Raw genomic sequence first — 23134 nt, 5'->3', positions numbered from 1 at the left:
GGAATTCGGCGCTCCGCACCTTCGGCCCTGCTGTACTCCCGACCCCCTCCCCCCCCCCACCCCACGGCCCGCGCCACGAGACCCAGGGCCCAGTGCTCCACCGTTGGCCATGTCCAACCGAGCATGCGCTATCTTGTGAACTGGCCCCGCAAAGTGCCCACCGGGCCAGACCGAAAGCTTACCGTCGGACTCCTTCCCCCTGGCTCACCAGGCCGCAACAGCCAGGAGTGGCCCGTGCACGAGGCGCACCGCACCCCTGGCGGAGGAACCAAAGCCGGCGTGCCGAGCGCACCAGGAAACCCGAGTCGGGAGCACGGGGACCTGGGTATCAGTCGCTCGCAGCAGACACCGAAACCGATACGACGACATGCTCGGCCCCGCCGGCGATGATTCCCCCCGGCACCTTCCTTATTTCTACTGCGACTTGGCCACGCCACCCGATGGATACGGCGCGGCCGCCCGACCGCCTCGTTTCTGCCTAACCTGCACCTAGAATAGGGCTCGGCACATCATGCACGGCGCCTAAGAGATCGTAGCCGGGGGAGAGGAGTCACCCCGGCACTCCTACACCCCAGCCCTCCCCGCCAGCGCGCCGGTGTCTTTGGAAACCGCTCTCACAAAGAGCACCGCATCATGGTCGCGCGAGCAGGCTTCGGAGACCTTCTTGTCGACACCGACATTGACGCCGCAATGGGAAGGTCACGCCCTCGCCCTGCAATTCTGCTCGATGCGACGAATGAACAGATGTAGTGTTCTCGATCTTTCGACAGTCGCCCGCGCCGGACACTCTGCCGCTCTCAATACTACGAGCGACACCTTCAAAAGCAACCGCCCGAGCCGCTTTCGCTATCCCACTGGCGGACAAGCTGACCAACTCACCCAGGGCCACGCGTCCTACTCCTAGGCCGCCCATTGCCCGGCCGGGCCGGAAATGCCGATGATGGGCCGACCGCTTGCCGGTCTTCTCTCCGGCGGATTATAAGGCCGGATGTGGCCGGTCAATAAGCCTTTGCCGCGGCGGATCCCTGCTCGTTCCCGACGTTCTTATAGGCGAACGGGGAATGTCATCGAGGTGTCAGCGTGTCAGGCTTCCTCGCAGGGCGCGGGGCAGAGATTGATGCGGCAACGGTGTGAACTCCAGGGAAGTTGTTGGTCGATTTTTTTTTTTGTTTTTGTCCTTATGTTTTGTGTTTTTTTATGCAGCGTTGCGGTATATCGCTCAGGTTGTTTTTTTTGTGTTTTGTTGTTTTTTTTTTTTTTTTTTTTCTTTTGTTGGTTTTTTTTCTAGTGTCCCAGGTCCGCCATTGTAGAACGACGGGTCGCCGTTCCAGTCGGGTATCTGGTTAGTGGCTGCGGGCCAGCCCGTCGGTCCCGTGACAGGAAGGGAAATGCCTCAATCCATGGCAGCGCGCGGCCCTGTTTCTCGACCTCCATTGTCCGACATCGGCAGCGCTATACAAGCTCGTAGAGCATTCGCGGGAAATGCCCGGATGCGGTCCGGAAGGCCGGATATACAAATAGGTACTTGTGCACCTGCCCGGTCGAATGCGAGGAAAGCCGGTCGGGTTACCTTGCCCATAAGTCCAGTTCCTGCTGTCCAGATGGTGCGGTTTTGCCCCGCCGCACCCGTTAACCCTCTGGAGGCAAGCCATGGCACATAACCTGCATTCAGAGGTCAAAACTTGTTCGCCTCTCTTTTTGCTTTATCTCTCCTTTCCACTCGGTCGATTATTTTAGGTGGGCCGGGAAACCTCTGGGCCTCCCGTAGGCAAGCAATAATAAATATTATGCGCCGCCACGCCCATGCGCAATGGGCGGTTCCATCGCAGATCAGCGCGCGGCGGTAATTCGACCGGGCATAATGAATCTGCGGAATTCGGCAGGAATGCGTCCAGTCGTCGCGGGATCTCGCGACTCTCACGGGGTTCCGCGCACCCGAAACCGGTATTATCTATTGTTTCGGCTAGTGTCAGCGATCCGCACATGGTGTCCGAGAATCCGAGCTGATAAAGTCCGCCTCCTCCGGCTGCAGGCCCTGGCGTCATCGTCGCCCGGGACACGTCGACGCGACACACTGTGGTGATCCTGACGGGGTCCGGCCGCAATATTTTGGCAAGCAGCCTTTACCACTCGGCACCGTCCACAGCGGTTTCTTGTCTGCCGGAAAACGGCCTTCACACGCTGACCAGTCGCCATGTTGACCAAGCACGGCGGGCGGCGAAATCGCCCGCCTCACGTGATGCGCAGCACCATAGGCACAGCACGCCGCTCCCGGAAAATGCCGGCTCGCGCGAAATTCGCTCGGAGGCCCGGTTTCCGCTTGTCTTGTACCGAGAGACGACGACGATGCCGCCTGGTCATGGACTCGCGAGCCAAGTGTCGCCCAGGAACGCCTTCGACCGGAACAGGAGAGCCCACGCCCCCGAAGTTGAGAACAAGGCAGACCAAGAGGCGTCCGCAGGCGACCCGCGAAGGCGAAAATAGGGCCTTTCGCCCTAATCCGCCCGCGCGTAACGCATTTATCTGACGACGTCGTACCCGCCCAGGCGAGCAACAAGGTAAATTGACGACGCCCATCTGATCGACTTCCGGTGTCGAGCCGCAGACTGATCCTTGGACACACTCTTCCTCTTTCCGGAGCACGTATGGGCCTCGGGTGAGCGGAAACCGGATTTCCCCGCCCGACAAGGCCCCTATATTTACCAAGACATAGTCGATTGACGGACGACGCGACTTCCGAGAGTTCACGCGCACCAATGGAGAATGGCCCATAGGGTGCGTAGCCCAGGAAGGACACAGACCCGGCCGAAGGAAAATCATTCTATAGGGAACGGCCAGGTTGGTGACGCCCTTAGGTCAAAGACTTCACCGAGATCGTATCTAGCGCAGGCCCTAGGTGCTTGGAATCTGAAGCACGCTGGCACTTCGCCAGACAGCATTGGCGCCGGAGATCAGACACATGAGCGCATGGTCGACATTGCGGAAGTGTACTGACCCTCCTGGATCCTTGACAGGGCTTGTGCATTGCTTTCGAGCGCCGGGGCGTTGGTCAAGCTCGTATCAAGTCTTGCGGGTCCGAGCAGCATGTCTGATCGGGTAGCATGCCTTCCTGACGCTAGACTCCGGGGAAAGTGAAAAGGACTTAAGGAGGATCGATGTTACTAGGGACGTTGAAAGAAAAATATGATTTAGGAACTGCAGAATAGATGAAACGGAGAGCAGTGAAAAAGTTTGTGCTACAAGAGAAGGTAAGGAGATTTTGAATAGGAGAGAAGTGAGTAGAAGATGATGAATGGTGAGAATGAAGCGGGTGGTAGAAAATATTAGACGTAGAGAGTGAAATATCAAATCTTAAGTAAAAGAAGTATACAGAAAGATAGGTTTGGATGGAACATAGATAAGGGATGGTAAACTGTCCTTTGAAGCGATTGATAGGACTGAAAAGGAGTTTAATGCAGTGACAAAACAGAAAAAGGTCCGGAAACCGGAGAGCAAAAGGAAAGCGATCCGGTGTTTAGAGGGGGAAAAGAATTCGAGCTATAATGAACGCGGGAAGAGTCTATAAAGGAGGGAATGCAGAGCGTCGAAGAGAGAAAAGAGGAAATAGTAGCGGAGGAATGCAAAGTCAAGCGAGCCGATGAGATCGTCGGCGTCGCGGAGGCCCCCAAGTCGCGCAAAGACGCCCCGTGTCGACCTGCAAGCCCCAGAGCCCCTCAACGCCTAAGAGATAACGAACAGCAATGAATGTATACCATTAAGAAAAAGAAGGTATGGTATTTGATGTATACAGGAAAGGAAACATTTAAAAAAGGGATGACGGCACTAAAGGGATTAAAAATTGATGCTTCGAGACAGACCGAGGTAAGAGCGGCAGATCCCCGCCGGGAACATGTGCAGAAATGTAATAGAAAAGAAATAGGATGGTTGATGTGAAGTAGGCGCGCACGCCCCCCCCCCCCCCCCATCTTGGCAAACGAAACGAAGAGAGGCCTAGAAAAACAAAAAAAGTAAAATTAAGAAGACGAAGAATTCCGACAAAAGAGTGAAAGGAAAAAGTAGGAAGACGGATATGAAGTTATTACAGATAGTTAGATAAGCCACTGCCGACAGATACTAGATAGAATATAGATGTAGGGGAGGCCGGCAGGACCACAAAATAGAGGATTAAGGCCGAAGCACCGGAGTCAAGAATGCAGGGAACTTTCGGAGATTGGTAGATAACCAATTGGCCCGTCCTGTCAAACTTGTGGAAGTTGGAAATTGGCCGCCCTAGCACGCGGAACACTTGGCGCAATTTGAGAAACCAAGCTTGATCATGAAATAATGCGAGAGTTGAAGAGATATTTAGGAAGACACGCCCAAACAAAAGGAACGAGGAGACCTGACGTGATAGACGAGCGTTAAGGAGGTTATTGACAGACAGACGGGCAATGGAAGAGATAGCGGTCGGCGCTCTCGCAACGCACCATCGCAGTGGCTGTTCAGACTTGCCGCACGATGGGCGTTTCATGGCTAGGCGCGCAAGCACGTGTGTGTGCGCTTAGACGTGAGATAGAGACCCGAAGGAAATCGCACAGGTCGAGAAACCAATGGACCGACTGTAGGACGCTGGCATGAAGTCAGTCACGGAGACAGCGAATTCGTGACGGAAGGTTTTATTACGCAAGCCTTGATCCACTGAACAGGCCGCTGCGAATGGTCCTTGGTGCGCGGGGCACTCTACATGTACGATGAGCTGAGCAGGGAATAGTCCTTAAACGTTTACCACAAGATCCCCTGCGAGCAACGGAATGATGCACAAGGGGTGAGGACGACCCCGCGTTCGGCGGCGAAAACAATATGCGCATCGCAGGCGCACAACCCCACACCCATGCGGAAAATGTATTCGGACCGCCGAACGACAAAGGTTGTTGCGCCACTATTATCTTCTACTTTTTTTGTCTTCTTAAAACTTCTATTCCTTTTCTTATTACACACCTTTCTAGCACCCGGAGAGGTTGCACGAAACCGTTCACGGTTGTCGGCTGGTATGAGAGTCTACGGAAGCGATCTAGTAACAGACAACGAAGAATTCGATAAATGTCGCGGTGCCTCGGTGAACAATTACATGCTGCACGCGAAATGCCTTCTTCCAGACGATGGAGTTCGAAAATCTGCTCGCGCAGCCCAGCAATTAGGAAAAATGATAGGGTCGAGATGGCCATCAATTTGTTTTTTTTTTTTGGAAAGTAAAAGTGAGGATGAAATTGAACAGATAGAAGTGATGTATGTAGAGATGAGAAGACACTTATGGAGGAGACTAAAAAGATTTAGGAAAGTTCGACGAGATTGCCGGAATGTAGAGAGAAGAGCTGTACGAAGGAAACACGGTAAGAGTCAATTTTGATAGAATCTAGGAGAAAGTGAGAAGGAGAAAGAAAAAAAAAACAATAAAGGCAGAAGAAAAATGATAGAAACGTTAGAGAGGAATAGAACGAAGATGAAGAAGTGAAGAAGAAAGAGGTGAAGAGCCAAGAGAAAGGAGGATTAAGAGTCGGTGAGGAATAGACGGACAGGATAGCAATTAGAAGAGATACGGCAGATGGACCGCAAGAAGGTAAGGAAAGAACCTGGAGAACAGGTAGGAAAGGATGATGATGTTTGTAGCAGAAGGAGAAAGAGAATCAAGACAAAGATAGAAAAAGCAGCGGAGAGGGAAGACATTGAAATGAAAGAGGAAAATTAATGAGCAGAAATAAGGTATGATGTAAGACAGTATTGTGGTCTCGTAGAAGAGATAATAGGTGTGGGGAAAGATGGAGTAGGAAAAAAAGTGTAATGAGATCAGATACTATTTCCCATAATAACCTCAAAGTATCTTTAGTTAAGTGTGGTGTTGATTGATATTGTTCTTTTTATCTTTAATTTGTAAAATTCGAGATAGAAGAAAAGTGTAGTTTTAGATAAAATAGGTGAAAAAACAGAAGGATAGATTAGGAAAAAAAGAGATAGAAATAAAATATGGATAGAAAGAAGGGGAAGAGAGAATTGAACAGGAGAAACAGAAAGATTGTCGGAGGCAGAGGAGAGGAGGAGGCCAAGGCGTCATGAAGGAGGACTACAAAAAATGAATCAATAACTGGTAGCAGAAAGACAGGAGTGGAAGGAAAGGATAAGAAACTAAAGGAGATGATGGAGAAGGAAGAGGTGAATGTAAAAAAATGATAAGAAAGGGGAATGAGAAAATAGGTAGGACTTAGTAGGTAGAAAAGGAGAGAAGAAGAGAAGGGAAATCATTTCATGATGAATAGAACGGCTTATAAAGGAACGACAAAGCAGAGAGATAAAAAACAATAAATAAATTGCATTACGAAACGATGCTAGAAATGAAAAGAGAGGAGAAAATGAAGAAAGAGGTGGAAGAAATAAAAGTAGATAGAGGATAAATAAGTAAGATAGGAACAAGGGAAAATCATTAAAGGGGATAGTAAAAGATGGGATATTCGAAATAGAAGTAATATTGAGGAGAGAACGATTTTAGAAGAAATAGGGATGAAGAGAGATGTAGGAAGAAGTATTATGTCAAAGGAAAAGAGAAATTGATAGAAGGGAAGTTTGGAAGACGATAGATCTCTAGGCCAAGATCGCTCAGACGAAAAAAAGCCCCCGACCAAAAACTCCTAACATATATTTGGCAACGATCCGGTGCTGCGCAACAACCTTGCGGTCGGCGGCGAATACATGTTCCGCATGCGCGGCGAGGCGCATATGTGGTCGCCCGACGCGGTCGCCACCTTGCAGCATGCCGTGCGCCAGGGATCGTGGGAAACGTTTAAGGACTATTCGGCGCAGATCGACAGCGAGACGGCCCGCGCCCAGACCATTCGCGGCCTGTTCAGGATCAAGCTGGCGGAAGAAACCGGCCGCACGAAGGTCGCGCTCGACGACGTCATGCCAGCGGCCGACATCGTCAAGCGGTTCTCGACCGGGGCGATGTCCTTCGGCTCGATCTCACGCGAAGCGCACACCACGCTGGCGCGCGCCATGAACGCCATCGGCGGCAAGTCGAACACCGGCGAGGGCGGCGAAGAGGCCGACCGCTATCTGCCATTGCCCGGCGGCGGCAAGAACCCTGAACGCTCGGCGATCAAGCAGGTCGCCTCGGGCCGTTTTGGCGTGACGGCCGAATATCTCGTCAACTCCGACATGATGCAGATCAAGGTGGCGCAAGGCGCCAAGCCCGGCGAGGGCGGCCAATTGCCCGGCCACAAGGTTGACGCCACCATCGCCAAGGTCCGGCATTCGACGCCGGGCGTCGGCCTGATCTCGCCGCCGCCGCACCACGACATCTATTCGATCGAGGATCTGGCGCAGCTGATCTACGATCTGAAGAACGTCAATCCGGCGGCCGACGTGTCGGTCAAGCTGGTGTCGGAAGTCGGCGTCGGCACGGTTGCGGCGGGCGTTGCCAAGGCGCGCGCCGACCACATCACCATCTCGGGCTATGATGGCGGCACAGGTGCCTCGCCGCTGACCTCGCTCAAGCATGCCGGCAGCCCGTGGGAAATGGGCCTTGCCGAGACGCACCAGACCCTGGTGCTGAACGGCTTGCGTTCACGCGTGGCGCTGCAGGTCGACGGCGGCTTGCGCACCGGCCGCGACGTCATCATCGGCGCGCTGCTCGGCGCCGACGAGTTCGGCTTCTCGACCGCGCCGCTGATCGCGGCCGGCTGCATCATGATGCGCAAGTGCCATCTAAACACCTGTCCGGTCGGTGTCGCGACGCAGGACCCGGTGCTGCGCAAGCGCTTCAAGGGTACGCCCGAGCATGTCATCAACTTCTTCTTCTACGTGGCGGAAGAGGTGAGGGCACTGCTGGCAGAGATGGGCTACACCCATATCGACCAGATCATCGGCGACACGGATCTCCTGGAAAAGCGCGACCTGATCGTGCACTGGAAGGCGCGCGGGCTCGATTTCTCGAAGATGTTCTTCAAGCCGGACGCGCCGCATGAAGCGGTGCACTGGACCGAGCGGCAGAAGCATCCGATCGACGATGTGCTCGACCGCAAGCTGATCGAGCTGGCCAAGCCCGCGCTCGAAAGCAAGCAGCCTGTCAAGATCGAGGTCGACATCCGCAATGTCGACCGCTCGGCCGGCGCCATGCTGTCTGGCGAAGTGGCCAAGCGCTTCAAGCACAAGGGCCTGCGCGAGGATACGATCTCGGTGAAGCTGACCGGCACCGCCGGCCAGTCCTTCGGCGCCTTCCTGGCGCGCGGCATCTCGTTCGATCTCGTCGGCGCCGGCAACGACTATGTCGGCAAGGGCCTGTCGGGCGGCCGTATCGTCATCCGGCCGCCGGAAGAGGCCAAGATCGTCGCGGCTGAGTCGATCATCGTCGGCAATACCGTGCTCTACGGCGCGACCGAGGGCGAGGCCTATTTCGCCGGCGTCGCCGGCGAGCGCTTCGCCGTGCGCAATTCGGGCGTGGTCGCCGTCGTCGAAGGCGTCGGCGACCATGGCTGCGAGTACATGACCGGCGGCATCGTCGTCGTCATCGGCAAGACCGGCCGCAATTTCGCCGCCGGCATGTCGGGCGGCGTCGCCTATGTGCTGGACGAGGCGGGCGATTTCGCCGAGCGCTGCAACATGGCGATGGTCGAGCTTGAGCCGGTTCCGGAAGAAGACGACCTGATGGAAAGGCTGCTGCACCATGGCGGCGACCTCGATCACAAGGGGCGCGTCGACGTGTCCGGCGACATGACCAGCCATGACGAGGAGCGGCTTTATCAGCTGATCTCGAACCATGTGCACTACACCGGTTCGGTGCGCGGCCGCGAGATCCTCGACGACTGGACGACATTCCGGCCGAAATTCCGCAAGATCATGCCGGTCGAATACCGCCGCGCGCTGATCGAGATGGAACGCATGCGCATGGGCGTGGCGGCGGAATAGATTTATGCATTGCCGGGAGGCCCAGGTTTCCCGGCCACCTTCATCGACAGTTTGACCTCTGAGGCAAGGTTGCCATGGCTGCCTCAAGAGGTTAACGGGTGCGGCGAAAACCGCACCATCTGGACAGCAGGAACTGGACTATGGGCAAGGTAACAGGCTTTCTCGAAATCGACCGGCAGGTGCACAAGTACCAGCCGGCCTCCGACCGCATCCGGCATTTCCGCGAATTCACGCTGCCGATGTCGGACAAGGAGGTCGAGAAACAGGCCGCGCGCTGCATGGATTGCGGCATTCCGTTCTGTCACGGACCGACGGGCTGCCCGATCCACAACCAGATCCCGGACTGGAACGACCTCGTCTACAATGGCGACTGGGACAACGCGATCCGCAACCTGCATTCGACCAACAACTTCCCGGAGTTCACCGGCCGCATCTGCCCCGCGCCCTGCGAGGAAGCCTGCACGCTGAACCTCGAGGACATTCCCGTCGCCATCAAGACGGTCGAGCAGGCGATCGCCGACAAGGCTTATGAGACCGGCCACATCCGGCCTTATCCGCCGGAGAAGAAGACCGGCAAGCGGGTCGCCATCATCGGCTCCGGCCCGGCCGGCATGGCGGCCGCCCAGCAGCTTGGCCGCGCCGGCCACGACGTTCATGTCTATGAACGCGAAAGCCGGCCGGGCGGGTTGATGCGCTACGGCATTCCCGACTTCAAGATCGAGAAGCACTACATCGATCGTCGCATCGAGCAGATGCAGGGCGAGGGCGTGACCTTCCATTGCGGCGTCAATGTCGGTGTCGACAAGAAGGTCTCCGAGCTGCTCGCCGAACATGATGCGGTGCTCTATTGCGGCGGTTCCGAAACACCGCGCGCGGCCGGTATCCCCGGCGACGATCTCGGCGGCGTGCATGATGCGATGCCCTATCTGGTGCAGCAGAACAGGCGGGTCGGCGGCGAGCCGATCCAGTCGGTGGCGTGGCCGTCGCATCCGATCATCGCCGGCGGCCAGCATGTCGTCGTCGTCGGCGGCGGCGACACCGCCTCCGACTGCGTCGGCACCGCTTTCCGCCAGGGTGCGGTGCGCGTCACCCAGCTCGACATCCGCCCGCAGCCGCCGGAGAAGGAAGACAAGCTTTCGGTCTGGCCCTACTGGGCAACCAAGATGCGCACCTCGTCCTCGCAGGCCGAAGGGGCGGAGCGCGAATTCCAGGTGGCGACGCTCGAATTCATCGGCGAGGAGGGCCAGCTGACCGGCGTCAAATGCTGCGAAGTCGACGAGAAGCGCAAGCCGATCGCCGGCACCGAATTCGTGATCCGCGCCGATCTCGCCTTCATCGCCATCGGCTTTGCCGGTCCGACCACCGCCGGCCTGGTTGGGGAACTGGACGGCCAGATGAAGATCGTAACCGACAGCCGCCGCTCCAGGAATGTCGAGGCCAATGACCGCGACTACAAGACCAGTGTCGACAGGCTCTATGCGGCGGGCGACGTGCGTCGTGGCCAGTCGCTGGTCGTCTGGGCGATCCGCGAGGGCCGCCAGGCAGCACGTTCGATCGACGAGGCGCTGATGGGGTCGACCGTACTGCCGAGCTAAGCCCGTTGGGAACTCTGCTCTCGCGGCCATCTGAAGGCGTTTTCTGCGCTTCCGGTGCTCGCGTACCTGAATGTACGCTCCGCTCGGTTCTCGAAACCGCCATCATATGACTCGCGGGAGCGAGTTTCGAAACGGCCTCATAACGCTCTGCGATACTAAGGACTGATCGCTGTCGTTGTGTCGGTCGCGGCGGCTGCCGCCGCCGCAGGCTGCGGCCGGGGTGGCCAGGAGAAGTCGTCGGCGCGGCCGGGCGAAGCCTGGGATGCCTTGCCCTCGATCACGAGTTTTTCGCCGGGCAGGTCCGGATTGGGCTTTGCCGGCGGTGCCGCGCCCAAAAGTTCGGAGCCGCCGTCGAGCGCCGGGTCGCTGAGCAGCATCGGCGCGGTGCGGTCGATGACGATGGGCGCGGCGGCCGGCCCAGGCGCCTCGACGGGCGCGCCCGCCGGCGCGGTCGCCGGGGCCACGCTTCCGGGCGCGGCGAGGCCGAGGATCTTCATCAGCGGCTTTTCGGTATAGAAGGCGAGCTTGCGCTTGCCGGCCTTCGACACGTTGATGCCGTCATCGGCACGCAGCCGCACCGGCTGGCCGTTCATGTCCGGCCCGCTGGTGACGAAGGCGCCGTTCTCGTCGACGAAACCATCCCACACGTCGACGAATTCGCCGCCATGGCTTTCCGCTGCCTGATGGTAGATGTCGTTGAAGGCAAGCATGTCGGAGGTCATCTTCGGCAACCGGAACGCCGGCATGCCAACCCACAGGAAGGGCACCTTGGCGTCGGCGATGGCCTTGCCGAGTGCATCGGTGCGGCGCTCATATTCCTTGGTCCAGTTTTCGGTCCGGGGCTGCTCGCGCACATCCCCCACCTTCATCTGCTGACGGTCGTTGGAACCCAGCATGACGACCAAGGCCGCCGGTTTCTCGGTCTCGATCAGCGATTTGATCTGCTCGGGCCAGTTGTAGAAGTCGTCGCGCACGAAGCCGGATGAACCATTGCTGCGAACCACGATCCTGATGCCGGTGTTTTCGGCAAAGGCGGTGTCAAGGCCTTCGGCAAGCCCGGACGCCATGAAATCGCCGACCACCAGGACGGTGCGGGCATCCGGCGCTTTCTCGGCGATCGGTATTTGCGGTTCGGCCGGCGCGCGCGGGACGCGGGGTTTGCGCGGCTTTGGCTTCGCCTTCTGGATGTTCAGCGGCGGCTCGATCCGTTCGCTGCGGCGCGGGAACAAAAGGTCGCGCAACGACCAGCCGCGATCTTCCTGCTCCTGTGCCATGGCCGGCGCATGGAAGGCGCCAGCCGCGCCGACGGCGAGCACGACGACGGCCAGAATCAGCACCGGCATGCGACGAACAAGCCCTGCGATGCGCGCAGCCGAAGCCAATCGGTTCCTCCATCCCTTGGCGCAATTCCTTTGAAAAGTCGCGTCGACTATTCAAAGGACATTGCGCCAAACCAGATTGCTACAGTGTCCTTTGCGCGTCCGAAAGGCCGCGCGGCACCGCAGGTGGCTCTATTTCTGCCGGAGCCATTTCAGCACTTCCATGCTCGGATAGCCGTCCTGGGTCAAGCCGGCCCTGGCCTGGAAGGCCATGATGGCTGACTTCGAGCCGTCGCCGATCTTGCCATCGAACTTGCCGTCATAGAGGCCGTTCTGGGAAAGCCGTTTCTGCAGCTCCTGCCTTTCCTCGAAAGTGAGCTTGGTGAAAGGCCGCTTCCAATCCTGCACGAGACCGCTGGAGCCGGCGATTTCGTCGGCAAGAAGACCGACGGCAAGCGCATATTTGTCGGCATTGTTGTAGGCTTTGATGACCGAGAAATTCTTGATCATCAGGAAGGCTGGCCCGCCGCGGCCGTCCGGCACTTTCAGCGTCGCCTTGTCGCCGCCGTTCTTGAACGGCTTACCGTTGGCCCTGACGACGCCGAGCGCCTGCCATTGCGACAGTGTCTTGGAGCCGCCGGGAAGCTTGCCGGCAGGCAAGGTGACCTCATAGCCCCAGGTCTTGCCGGCCTGCCAGCCATTCTTCTTCAGCAGGTTGGCGGCTGTGGCCAACGCATCGGGGATCGAATTCCAGATGTCGCGCTTGCCATTGCCATCCATGTCGACGGCGTAGTGCAGATAGCTGGTCGGGATGAACTGGGTGTGGCCCATGGCGCCGGCCCAGGATCCGCTCAGATGGCTTTCATCGATATCGCCGGTCTGCAGGATCTTCAGCGCGGCGATCAGCTGGGTGCGGGCGAATTTCGCCCGCTTCGGATCGGCATAGGCCAGGGTCGCCAGCGAGCGCACGACATTGCGCATGATGTCGTCGCGCTTGAGGATCTCGCCATAGTTCGATTCCATCGACCAGATGGCGAGCAGGACGTAGCGGTCGACGCCGAACCTGGCCTCGATCCTGTCCAGCCATGGCTTCCACTTCTTGGCCATTTGCTGGCCGACGGCGACGGACTGATCGTGGACGCGGTTGTCGAAATAATCCCAGGCAGGTGCGGTGAATTCAGGCTGCGTGCGCGCCTTTTCCAGCACCACCGGATCAATATCCTTGATGTCCTTGAAGGCCTGATCGTAGAGCGCGCCGGAAATGCCGCCCTGCACGGCGGTGGCGCGGAAGCCGGCGACCCATTGCCGGAAACCGGCATCGGCGAAAGCGGGGCCAGCAGGCATCAGCAGTGCGAACGAGAGGCTGGCTGCCGCGATGACGCTGGTAAAACGTCTTGCGGCATTGCGAACGGACATCTTTTCCTCCTTCTCTGTGTCAGGAAAGACCATTCATCGCCGAACCAGGTTAGGAATCAGTTTACCATAGGTGCCGCCGGGAACGAAAAGACGCCTCGAAGCTTTACCGGTGAACGCTCCCCTTCAGTGTCCAGTAGTCCTCAATTCCGGCGTGAAAATGTCTTGAAACGGGGATTGCGGAGCAGGCCATCAAACGGATAATTGACAGCATGAAGAGAGTTCGCAAGGCAGTCTTCCCGGTCGCCGGTCTCGGCACGCGGTTCCTCCCGGCCACCAAGGCCATCCCCAAGGAAATGCTGACCGTCGTCGACCGGCCGGTCATCCAGTATGTGGTGGATGAGGCGCGCGAGGCCGGCATCGAGCATTTCATCTTCGTCACCGGCCGCAACAAGGCCGTCATCGAGGATCATTTCGACGTCCAGTTCGAGCTCTATGACACGCTGGCCCAGCGCGGCAAGGACGACCAGCTTGCCCGCCTGCAACGGCTGCAGCCGGGGCCGGGGCAGACCAGCTTCACCCGCCAGCAGGTGCCGCTTGGCCTTGGCCATGCCGTCTGGTGCGCGCGCGAACTGGTCGGCGACGAACCGTTCGCGCTTTTGTTGCCCGACATGATCATGCAGTCGGAAAAGAGCTGCATGAAGGACATGGTCGAGCTCTACCAAGAAACCGGCAACAACATTATCGCGGTGCAGGAATGCGACCCGGCCGAAGCCCACAAATATGGCATCGTCGGCCGTGGCGAGGACACCCATCACGGTTTCCGCATCACCGAGATGGTGGAAAAGCCGAAGACCGGCTCGGCGCCGTCGAATCTCTACATCAACGGCCGCTACATCCTGCAGCCCGAGATCTTCAAGATCCTCGAAGGCCAGGAAAAGGGCGCCGGCAACGAGATCCAGCTCACCGACGCGATGCTGAAGCTGGAAAAGCAGCAGCCTTTCTATGGCTACCACTATCAGGGCCGCACCTTCGATTGCGGATCGCCAGAAGGCTTCGTCGAGGCCAATGTCGCCTTCGCCCTGTGGCGCAGCGACATGAACCACAGCATGGCCGGCGTCATCCGCACGCTGCTCGACGAGCTGAAGCCATCGGAGCGCCACGGCGTGGCTCTCTAAGGCCACGTCGATGTTCAGCCGGCCGGCGACGGCCGGATTTCACTCTCGACATACCCCTGGTGCGTGCAGGCCTTAGCGCTGCACCTTCACGCCCAGGAAGATGCTGTTGGCGGTGTAGTCGCGGCCCGGCAGATTGCTGGTCAGCTTTTCGGTCCTCACCCGGGTGGCGAGGCCGGCGTAGCGGTTCAGCCACCATGTCAGGCCGGCCTCGGCGCTCAAGGTCATGTCATGGCCGTCGACGCCGATATAGTCGCGCCAGTCCAGGCCCAGAGCCGCATTTCCGGTGAGGTTGGCGCGGATCCGCCGTTCGCCGGTCAAGCGGCCCGAATAGAGGATATCGCCGCTTTGCCCGGCGCTGGTCGTGGGCTCGACGGTGGTCTTCCCGGTCAGGCCGATCGTGGTGCCGCGTTCCGGCGACCATCTGAGGTCGGCGTTGACCGTCGCACCCGAGATCGCCTCCAGGCTGTTGTCGTCGATCGCTTCCCGCAGCCAGCCAGCGGAGAATTCGCCCGACAGCTTCTCGCCCATGTCGAGTTCAAGGCCGGCGCGCGCGCCGAGCCGCGTCGAGGAGCGCTCGAAGCCATCGGTGTCGACGCGTTGATCATAGATCCTGCGACCGACCTCGATTTCGGTGAAAGGGGTGAGTGCGGGAGAAATCTCGTAGCCGGTGCGCAACGTCGCCGTATAGAGCGTGGAGTCGCGATCCTTCTGCGACAACGAGGTGCCATCCGAAAGCTGGGCGTCGCCATAGAAGTCGTGCGTGACGGCGCCGGTCAATGCATAGTGCATCTTGCCGGCTTCCTCCTCGATGCCGAGGCTGCCGTCCACGGTCTGCCGCAGCGGCTGCGTGTCGACGCCAGCAATGGCGTCCGGCGAGGAGGCCGATTCCGGTACGGCCTCGTAGCCGAGCTTGGCGATGGCGCGCAACTCGTTGTCGAGGTCGACGTTGAGCTGGCCTTCGATGCGGCCCTGCTCGTTGTGAACCGGGTAGCCCGACACGGTCTCGCGGAAAAGGCCATAGCCGTCGATCGTCGCCGAGTTCTCGCGCCAGTCGGAGGCGGCGGAGAAGCGCAGCGCCGTCTCGGACAGCAGCGCCGATTTGCCGGCACTGCTCGAATCGCCGTTCGACGTGGCGGTCAGGCCCTGTTCGAAGGTCGGCCGGATGACGAACGAACCCCATTTGACGCCAGTGGCGGCGAACGGATCGTCCTCGGCCTTCGTGTTCTGGCCTTCGATGGAGCCGGTGCGCGCGGCGCCGGGGTCGAGCTTCTGCCGGTCGACACTGTCGATGGTGACGGCGCGACGGTTGGCCGCTTCCTGATCCGCGTCATTGCTGTCGGCATCATCGATCGTAGACACAGTGGAGCCCGTGATTGCGGTGGCGTCCGAGGTCGCGGTAGCGCCCGAGGTCGCGGTCGTCGACTTTTTCCTCTTCTTCGATTTGTCCGCGGCCTTGTCCTTGGCGTTGTCCGCCGCATTCTGCCTGGCAGTTGATGGTCGGCGGCGAGGCTTTGGCGATGCCGGGGTGTCGGCGAAGGTATCGTCGGTGGCTTGCGGCGGATCAAAAACGCTACCGGCCGCGGCTGCAGTGCCGGTGTCGGTGTCGTCGGGCACGGCGCCGGCGCTGGCCGGCAGGTAAGTTCGAGCCGGCGCATTGTCCTGCCCCGCGTTGGTCGGTGCCTGCCGGCCTTGGGTTGCCAGAGCGAGCTGCCTCGCCTTGCGTTGCTGGTCGGACAGGATCGCCGATTCGGAGACCTCGCCACGCAACTCGGTTTCCTGGGCATGGAGCAGCGTTGGGCGCAGCAAGGCAAGCATGCTGGTCGCCAACAGCAAGGCGCAGGCCGCCTTGGCCTTTCGTCCACTTGATTTTTCTGGCTGGACCCCGGACATCGCCACCACTGCTTGCGCGGCGCACGCGCGCCATACTTACCGAACCGTAAATGGGGATGGTTAACGGAGGGTTGAGGCGGTGGTCCGTCAGTGGCCTCAAGCGCCGATTTCCCAACAGATTCATGCCGCGTGCGTTAAGCTCTTTGCTCTCGTGCTTGTCGCTGTCCGGAACCACCGCGGACATTGGGGCGACATGCCTGGGGCCATTTCTGTTGGACAGCGGGACGGCAAAGCGCTAATCGCATCAGCCATGCATGCGGGATCCCTGGATAAGAAGCCTTTGGACAGGCAAGCGTCGATCGCCTCGGCGCTGAGAACGGTGGCAACCGAGCAGGCTGGTGTCGCGGCCCTCGCCGAGGCGCTCGAGAACGGACTGGCCGGACCTTTCGCCCAGGCCGTCGACATGATCTCGAAGATCGAGGGCCGGCTCATCGTCACTGGCGTCGGCAAAAGCGGCCATATCGGTTCGAAGATCGCGGCGACGCTGGCCTCGACCGGCACGCCGGCCTTTTTCGTCCATCCCGCCGAAGCCAATCACGGCGATCTCGGCATGATCGCCGAGGACGACGCCATCATCGCCATGTCGTGGTCGGGCGAGAGCAGGGAACTGATGGGCATTGTCGCCTATTCCAGGCGCTTCTCGATTCCGCTTATCGCCATAACCGCCGGAGAGACATCGGCGCTGGCGCGGGCCGCGGACGTCGTGCTGCTGCTGCCGCGCGCGCCTGAGGCCTGTCCACACGGCCTGGCACCGACGACGTCAACGCTGCTGCAACTGGTGATGGGCGATGCGCTGGCGATCGCCCTGCTTGAGGCGCGCGGCTTCACGCCGGACCATTTCCGCACGTTTCACCCGGGTGGCCAGCTTGGCGCCAACCTGACGCAGATCCGCGAGATCATGCATGTCGGCGACAGGCTGCCGCTGGTGGCCACGGGCACCGGCATGCAGGATGCGATCCTGGAACTGTCGCGCAAGGGATTTGGCTGCGTGGCGATCACCGACGCCGACGGCGTGCTGGTCGGCATCATCACCGATGGTGACATTAGGCGTCACATCGGCAGCAATCTGCTGGCGATGACGGTGGATGAGGTGATGACAAAAGGACCGAAGACGGCGTCGCCGGACACTTTGGTGGCAACGGCGCTGCAGACGATCAACAATTCGGCCATCACCAGCCTGATGGTGGTGGAGGGGAGGCGGCCAGTCGGCTTGATCCACCTGCACGATCTCTTGCGCATCGGCGCGGCCTGAGCGTTCAGACCCGCTCCACGGTCAGTTCCAGATCGGTGTCCGCCGCGGCCGTCACCCGCACCTGCGTGCCGGCCGGCAGGTCCGGGCCGGCGACACGCCACAGCGTATCGCCCAGCTTGATGCGGCCACGCCCATCCCGGATCGGTTCGGTGAGCGTCGCCATCTTGCCGACCATCTGCGAGCCGCGCCGGTTGAGCAGTGGCTGGTCGGTCGGTTCGTTGCGACCGCCGACCAATTGCTTGCCGACATAGGCCGAGACCAGCGACAGCGCCAGGAAGGCAAGAACCTGAACCTGCCACGTCCAGATGGCCGCATCCCAGATCAGCAGCGATACCGCACCGATGATCAGGGCGGCGATGCCGATCCACAGCATGAAGATGCCGGGCGCGATGATTTCCATCACCAGCAATACCAGGCCCAGAACCATCCAGTTCCAAGGGCCGAGTTCGGAAATGATACTGTCCAACATCGGAACCCCTCAGTTCTCGCTCGGGCGAACCACAGGCGGGCGTGCGGCCTGCCTTTGCGCGCCGGTAGTGCCTTCGCTGCGGAAGACTTCCTTGGCGATCTCGCCGATACCGCCAAGCGTGCCGATCAGCGACGAGGCTTCCAGCGGCATCAGCACGACCTTGCTGTTGGTGGCGGAGCCGATCCTGGTCAGGGCTTCGGTGTATTTCTGGGCGACGAAGTAGTTCAGTGCCTGCACGTCGCCCTTGGAAATCGCCTCCGACACCACCTGCGTGGCGCGGGCTTCGGCTTCGGCCGAACGCTCGCGCGCCTCGGCGTCGCGGAAGGCGGCTTCCTTGCGGCCTTCGGCCTCCAGGATCTGCGACTGCTTGAGGCCTTCGGCGGCGAGGATCTGCGCGCGCTTGTTGCGTTCCGCGGTCATCTGTCGGCCCATCGATTCGATGAGATTGGCCGGCGGGTTGATGTCCTTGATCTCGACGCGGGTGATCTTGATGCCCCACGGATGCGCGGCTTCGTCGACGACGCGCAGCAGGCGCTCGTTGATGGCGTCGCGGTTCGACAACAGCTCGTCGAGGTCCATCGAGCCCATGACGGTACGGATGTTGGTCATCGTCAGGTTGAGGATGGCGTTCTGCAGGCCGGCAACCTGGTAGGCGGCCTGCGCCGCATTGAGGATCTGGTAGAAGGCGATGCCGTCGACACCGACGATGGCGTTGTCGCGGGTGATGATCTCCTGGCTCGGAACGTCGAGCACCTGCTCCATCATGTTCATCTTGGCACCGATGCGATCGACGAACGGCGTGATGAGATTGAGGCCTGGGCTCAGTGTCTTGGTGTAACGGCCAAAGCGTTCGACGGTATAGTTGTAACCTTGTGGAATTGTCCTGATGCCCTTGATCAGAAGCACCAATACCAGAAGGGCAAGCGCACCAATTGCAATGCCGAAACCACTGAAGTCCATTTGGCTCTCCCTCAGACGCAGGCCGCGCAAGCCATTCTCGCGCCCCCGGCTTCAGCAAAGACTTAAGTGTGTTTCAGGTGCGTTACAATCAGGTGATGATGGATTGTTTATGGGTCTGCTATCAGAGGTTGAAGGCAAACAGCCTTGCATCCGTGTCGTCCTGCCCATTGACGAGGCCGAGACGATCTTGGAAACGATCTGCGAGAGGGTGCTGCTCAACGCCCGGAGCTTGTGTAAGTTCCGGCCTCAGGCCCAGCCGGACAGTTCGCGCCGCACCATCGCCTCGATCACCGCCATGCCTTCGGCACTGTCGTTGAGGCACGGGATGTGGGCGAAGTTCTTGCCGCCGGCGTGATGAAAGGTCTCGGCCGCCTCGCGGCCGATCTCGTCCAGCGTCTCGATGCAGTCGACCGAAAAGCCGGGATTGACGATGGCGATCGACTTGACGCCGTCGCTCGCCAGTTTCTCGACGGTCTTGTCGGTATAGGGCTGCAGCCATTCCTGCGCGCCGAAGCGCGACTGGAAGGTGGTGATCAGCCTGTTCTCGCTCCAGCCGAGCTTTTCGCGCAGCAGCCGCGTCGTCTCGAGGCAATGCGCCTGGTAGGGATCGCCCTTGTCGGAATAGGGTTTCGGGATGCCGTGATAGGAGGTGACGACCACTTCCGGCTCGAAATCCAGCGTCGCCAGATGCCGCTCGATCGAACGGGCGAGCGCGTCGATGTAGACGGGCTCGGCATAGTAAGGCGGCACGCTGCGGATGGCGGGTGCGCGGCGCATCTTCATCAAGGCGCGAAACAACTGGTCGTTGGCGGTGGCCGTCGTCGTCGCCGAGTACTGCGGATAGAGCGGGAACGAAAGAATGCGGTCGCAGCCTTTGTCGACCAGCGTCTGGGCCACGCTGGCGGTCGAAGGATTGCCGTAGCGCATCGCCCAGTCGACGATGACATCGGGCAGGTCGTGCAGCGCCTCGGCCAGCTTTTCGCCCTGGGCGCGGGTGTAGGTGCGCAAAGGCGACTCGTTCTGTTCCCGGTTCCAGATCCTGGCGTAGTTGGCGCCCGACTTCTTCGGCCGGGTGGTGAGCACCAGGCCGTAGAGGATCGGATACCAGATCGCCTTGTTGAGCTCGATGACGCGCGGATCGGACAGGAATTCCCTGAGATAACGCCACATCGGCTTGAAATCGGTGCCATCCGGTGTGCCGAGATTGACCAGCATGACGCCGACCTTGCCCGCACCGGCCCAGGCAGGGCGCGAGCCGACGGCCTTCTCGGCTTTGGGATCGGCAGGGGTGGAAAGCGTCATAAGGGTTCTCCAGGAGACGCGACCCTAACCATCTTGGGCGTGCTTTCAATGCAGCGTCTGGCCGCACCTTAGACCTTTGTTCCTGTGCATGTCGTTCTCCCAAACCGGGACCACTTTTGGGCGACATGCATCAAACACAAAACCCGCCCGGTTTCCCCGGCGGGTTTTGTCGCCGAAAGGTGAAGCGAGGCTATTTCGCCGGGATGGTGAGCGTCGCGCCAAGCGCAAGGCGGTGAGGCTTTTGCCCCTTGTTTGCCTCATAGATCAGTTTCCACTTGGTCGCGTCGCCATAGGCCTTCTTTGCCAGATCCCAGTAGGTGTCGCCGGCAACGATGACATGGCTGCTTTCGGCCGGTGCGGCCTCGGCTGGCTTTGCCGGTTCGGCAGGGGCGGGAGCCGGCGTTGCTTCGGCCGGTTTTGCGGGCGCTGCCTCCGTCGATACGGCTGGTGGCGTATTGGCGATATCGCCTGAGTTGGCGGGCAGTTCGGGCATTGCAGGCGCCGCCTCTGCAGGTTTGGCCGGCTCCGCCGCCGGTGTAGGAGCGGCCTCGGCAGGCTTGGCTGGTTCCGCGGCCGGGGCCGCAGGCGCCGCCGCGACGGTCGCGGCGATCTCGGTGATGCGGCCGTCGAGCTTTGGCGTGTAGGGCCGGTGCGCGCCGAGATAGTCGGCAACCACCTGTTCCAGGCCTGGACCGTAGTCATAGGCATTCTTGGCCTTGTCGGCGAAGATTTTGTAGCCGTCGCCGCCCTGGCGGACATAGTTGTTGGTGGCGACGAGATAGTCCTTGTCCGGATTGATCGGCGTCCAGGCGCCGCCTTCCATGACTTCCACCGACTTGACGCGGCCGGCATTGGGCGCGACCGACTTGTCGAAGGAATATTTCAGGCCGGCGACCTGCGGGAAGCGCCCGGCGCCGTCCTCGATCTGGCTGAGGCCATTCTCGAGGCCGGCCACCAGGTCCTTGCCGGAAATCTGGAAGGTCGCCAGCGTGTTCTGGAACGGCAGCACGGTCAGCACCTCGCCCATGGTGACGGTGCCCTTGTCGATCGAGGCACGCAGGCCGCCGCCATTGGAGATGACGATCTCGACGCCCTGTCCCTTGACGCGGTCGAGAATGGCGTCGGAGACAAGGTTGCCCATCGCGCATTCGCGGGTGCGGCAGTTCTCGCGGCTGCCGTCGATGGCGTCGGTGGTCTCGGCCACTTCCTTGTTCTTCAACGCTTCGATCGGCGCGCCAAGCTCCTTGATGCGGGCGAGCACGGCCGGGTCGGGGGTGATTGACTTGTCGAGAAAGATCGGGTCGCCGCTCGCCGATTTGACGACGCCATTGGCGTCGAACACCACCTTGAACTCACCGAGATATTTCGAATAGGAAGCTGCCTGCACCACCGGCACCTTGTAGCCGTCGGGATTGTCGACCATCGTCGGATAGGGGCCTTCCGCCTTCGGGTCGATGTTCGACAGCAGCGAATGGCTGTGGCCGCCGACGACGATGTCGATGCCCGGGATTTTTGCGATGACGTCGCGCTCGCGCTTGTAGCCGATATGGGTCACGGCGATGATCTTGTTGACGCCTTCGGCCTTCAGCTTCTCGACCTCGGCGGTGATCGACTTGACGTCGTCCTCGATGGTGATGTTGGGGCCGGGGGAGGCCAGTTCCGGGGTGTCGTTGGTCACCGCGCCGATGATGCCGATCTTCTGGCCGCCGACCTCGACGACAACAGATGGCTTGACGCGGTCGCCGAGCTTGGATTGCGCGTTGGCCTTCACATTGGCGCCGAGCACCGGGAACTTGATCATGTCGAGAAACGGCGCCAACGCCGTCTCGCCATCGTCGAATTCATGATTGCCGAGCGCCATGGCGTCGAACTTCATCTCGTTGAGGAATTCGCCTTCGACCTTGCCCTTGTAGGTCGTGTAGAACAGCGATCCCTGGAAATTGTCGCCGGCGCTGAGCAGTAGCACGTTCTGGCCTTCCAGCTTCTTGCGTTCCTGGGCGATCGCGGTGATCAGCCTGCCCGCGCCACCGATGCACTCGCCCTTGGTCTCCTCATCGGCCGAGCAGGTCGATTCATATTTGTTGTTGCCTTCGATGCGGCTGTGCCAGTCGTTGATGTGCAGGATGTTCAGTGTGTAGTCGGCAAAGGATGCGCCAGCCGACAGGCCAAGTGCTGAGGCGGACAGGGCCGCGATGGCAGCAAGTTTCTTCATCTTCGTCTCCCGGACAGGCTGATCGGATGCGTTTAGCGCTCTTGCTTGACTGGAACATAACAGTCGGCGTTTCGGCCATGTTCCCATCGCGTTCCGGATGACGCAAGCGGAAATCCGGAGACCTTTGCCGGCATAAAAAAGGACGGCGGCCAATCGGCCGCCGTCCTTGAGGAAGCGAATGTTCGCTGGTTCAGGTGCGCCGTGTCAGCACGAAGTTCTGGCCGCTGGAGCTGGTGCAGTTGAGCTGGCTCGTCGACACCATCAGGCAGTTGAAGCTGACCGCGGTCTGGCGGATCAGCGACGTGCCGTTGATCTGCACCGATGTGGCGCCGGTCATCGTGTAGCTGCCATCGGCAAGCTTCTGGCCGGTGTCGGTGGCGACGGTCGTGAAGGTGCCGCTGGCGAAAGTCGAAAGGCCGGTGCCCTTGGCATCGATCCAGGAGCCTTCGACGCCTTTCGGCGAGGCCGCCATCGGCGGTTGATCGGGGCCGCTGGTCGCACAGGCAGCAAGCCCCACCACGGCAGCTGCTGCAACGCTCATCGAAACAATCTTGCGCGCAATGTTCATTATGAAAATCCTCTCCTCTCGCATCGGCCGAAAATCGGAATCGATTTTCGGAAAGCACGATGCGTGCATCCAAGTTTCCAGAGCGTACGACATGCGTCCAAA

At 59.9% G+C, this 23134-nt stretch carries 14 protein-coding genes; 6 read left to right on the top strand and 8 right to left on the bottom strand.

All coding sequences use genetic code 11. The annotated features are described in order from the left end of the window. Nucleotides 1-3744 precede the first annotated feature (3744 nt). The 4 genes from ACFSQT_RS35720 (at nt 3745) to ACFSQT_RS35705 (ending at nt 10529) form a co-directional block, all read left to right on the top strand. Nucleotides 3745-3933 carry a hypothetical protein gene (locus ACFSQT_RS35720; RefSeq protein WP_379026734.1) on the top strand — a complete coding sequence of 63 codons (189 nt, stop codon included), beginning with the start codon at nt 3745-3747 and terminating at the stop codon, nt 3931-3933. 1648 nt (nt 3934-5581) lie between these two features. Next, nucleotides 5582-5725, top strand: coding sequence for a hypothetical protein (locus ACFSQT_RS35715; protein WP_379026733.1), 144 nt, complete (start codon nt 5582-5584; stop codon nt 5723-5725). Between the two features lie 959 nt (nt 5726-6684). Further along, nucleotides 6685-8934 (top strand): glutamate synthase-related protein, encoded by a 2250-nt coding sequence (locus ACFSQT_RS35710; protein ID WP_379026732.1) that lies wholly within the window; start codon nt 6685-6687, stop codon nt 8932-8934. A gap of 140 nt (nt 8935-9074) precedes the next feature. After that, a complete protein-coding gene (locus ACFSQT_RS35705) occupies nt 9075-10529 on the top strand; it encodes a glutamate synthase subunit beta (RefSeq protein ID WP_379026731.1) in 1455 nt (484 codons plus the stop codon). A 155-nt stretch (nt 10530-10684) separates the two neighbouring features. Here the strand turns inward: ACFSQT_RS35705 and ACFSQT_RS35700 are convergent, their stop codons facing one another. Next, nucleotides 10685-11911 carry an SGNH/GDSL hydrolase family protein gene (locus ACFSQT_RS35700; protein ID WP_379026730.1) on the bottom strand — a complete coding sequence of 409 codons (1227 nt, stop codon included), beginning with the start codon at nt 11909-11911 and terminating at the stop codon, nt 10685-10687. Nucleotides 11912-12040: 129 nt separating this feature from the next. Then, the gene (locus ACFSQT_RS35695) at nt 12041-13264 is read right to left on the bottom strand and encodes a lytic murein transglycosylase (protein ID WP_379026729.1); all 1224 of its coding nucleotides are present in this window, start codon (nt 13262-13264) and stop codon (nt 12041-12043) included. Nucleotides 13265-13464: 200 nt separating this feature from the next. Here ACFSQT_RS35695 and galU point away from each other — a divergent pair, with 200 nt between their 5' ends. Then, nucleotides 13465-14379 carry a UTP--glucose-1-phosphate uridylyltransferase GalU gene (gene galU, locus ACFSQT_RS35690; protein WP_379026743.1) on the top strand — a complete coding sequence of 305 codons (915 nt, stop codon included), beginning with the start codon at nt 13465-13467 and terminating at the stop codon, nt 14377-14379. 72 nt (nt 14380-14451) lie between these two features. Here galU and ACFSQT_RS35685 read toward each other — a convergent pair whose 3' ends face one another. Then, nucleotides 14452-16269: an outer membrane beta-barrel protein gene (locus ACFSQT_RS35685; protein WP_379026728.1), complete on the bottom strand. Its 1818-nt coding sequence runs from the start codon at nt 16267-16269 to the stop codon at nt 14452-14454. A gap of 250 nt (nt 16270-16519) precedes the next feature. On the opposite strand from ACFSQT_RS35685, the gene ACFSQT_RS35680 reads away from it, so the two are divergent. Beyond that, nucleotides 16520-17521 carry a KpsF/GutQ family sugar-phosphate isomerase gene (locus ACFSQT_RS35680; protein WP_379026727.1) on the top strand — a complete coding sequence of 334 codons (1002 nt, stop codon included), beginning with the start codon at nt 16520-16522 and terminating at the stop codon, nt 17519-17521. Between the two features lie 4 nt (nt 17522-17525). On the opposite strand, the gene ACFSQT_RS35675 is transcribed toward ACFSQT_RS35680, so the two are convergent. The 5 genes from ACFSQT_RS35675 to omp10 all read right to left on the bottom strand — a co-directional run bounded on the left by ACFSQT_RS35675 (nt 17526) and on the right by omp10 (nt 23032). Beyond that, nucleotides 17526-17990, bottom strand: a complete 465-nt coding sequence (locus ACFSQT_RS35675) for an NfeD family protein (protein ID WP_379026726.1) — start codon at nt 17988-17990, stop codon at nt 17526-17528. Nucleotides 17991-17999: 9 nt separating this feature from the next. Next, nucleotides 18000-18950, bottom strand: coding sequence for an SPFH domain-containing protein (locus ACFSQT_RS35670; protein WP_379026725.1), 951 nt, complete (start codon nt 18948-18950; stop codon nt 18000-18002). Between the two features lie 246 nt (nt 18951-19196). Further along, nucleotides 19197-20252, bottom strand: coding sequence for a ferrochelatase (gene hemH / locus ACFSQT_RS35665; protein ID WP_379026724.1), 1056 nt, complete (start codon nt 20250-20252; stop codon nt 19197-19199). Nucleotides 20253-20442: 190 nt separating this feature from the next. After that, nucleotides 20443-22464, bottom strand: coding sequence for a 5'-nucleotidase C-terminal domain-containing protein (locus ACFSQT_RS35660; protein WP_379026723.1), 2022 nt, complete (start codon nt 22462-22464; stop codon nt 20443-20445). 190 nt (nt 22465-22654) lie between these two features. After that, nucleotides 22655-23032: an outer membrane lipoprotein Omp10 gene (gene omp10 / locus ACFSQT_RS35655; protein WP_379026722.1), complete on the bottom strand. Its 378-nt coding sequence runs from the start codon at nt 23030-23032 to the stop codon at nt 22655-22657. Between the last annotated feature and the right edge of the window lie 102 nt (nt 23033-23134).

Origin of the sequence: Mesorhizobium calcicola, assembly GCF_042682105.1 — a bacterium.
GTDB lineage: Bacteria > Pseudomonadota > Alphaproteobacteria > Rhizobiales > Rhizobiaceae > Mesorhizobium > Mesorhizobium calcicola.
The sequence above is the reverse complement of the archived record's forward strand: the minus strand, read 5'-3'. Positions and strand labels throughout refer to the sequence as shown.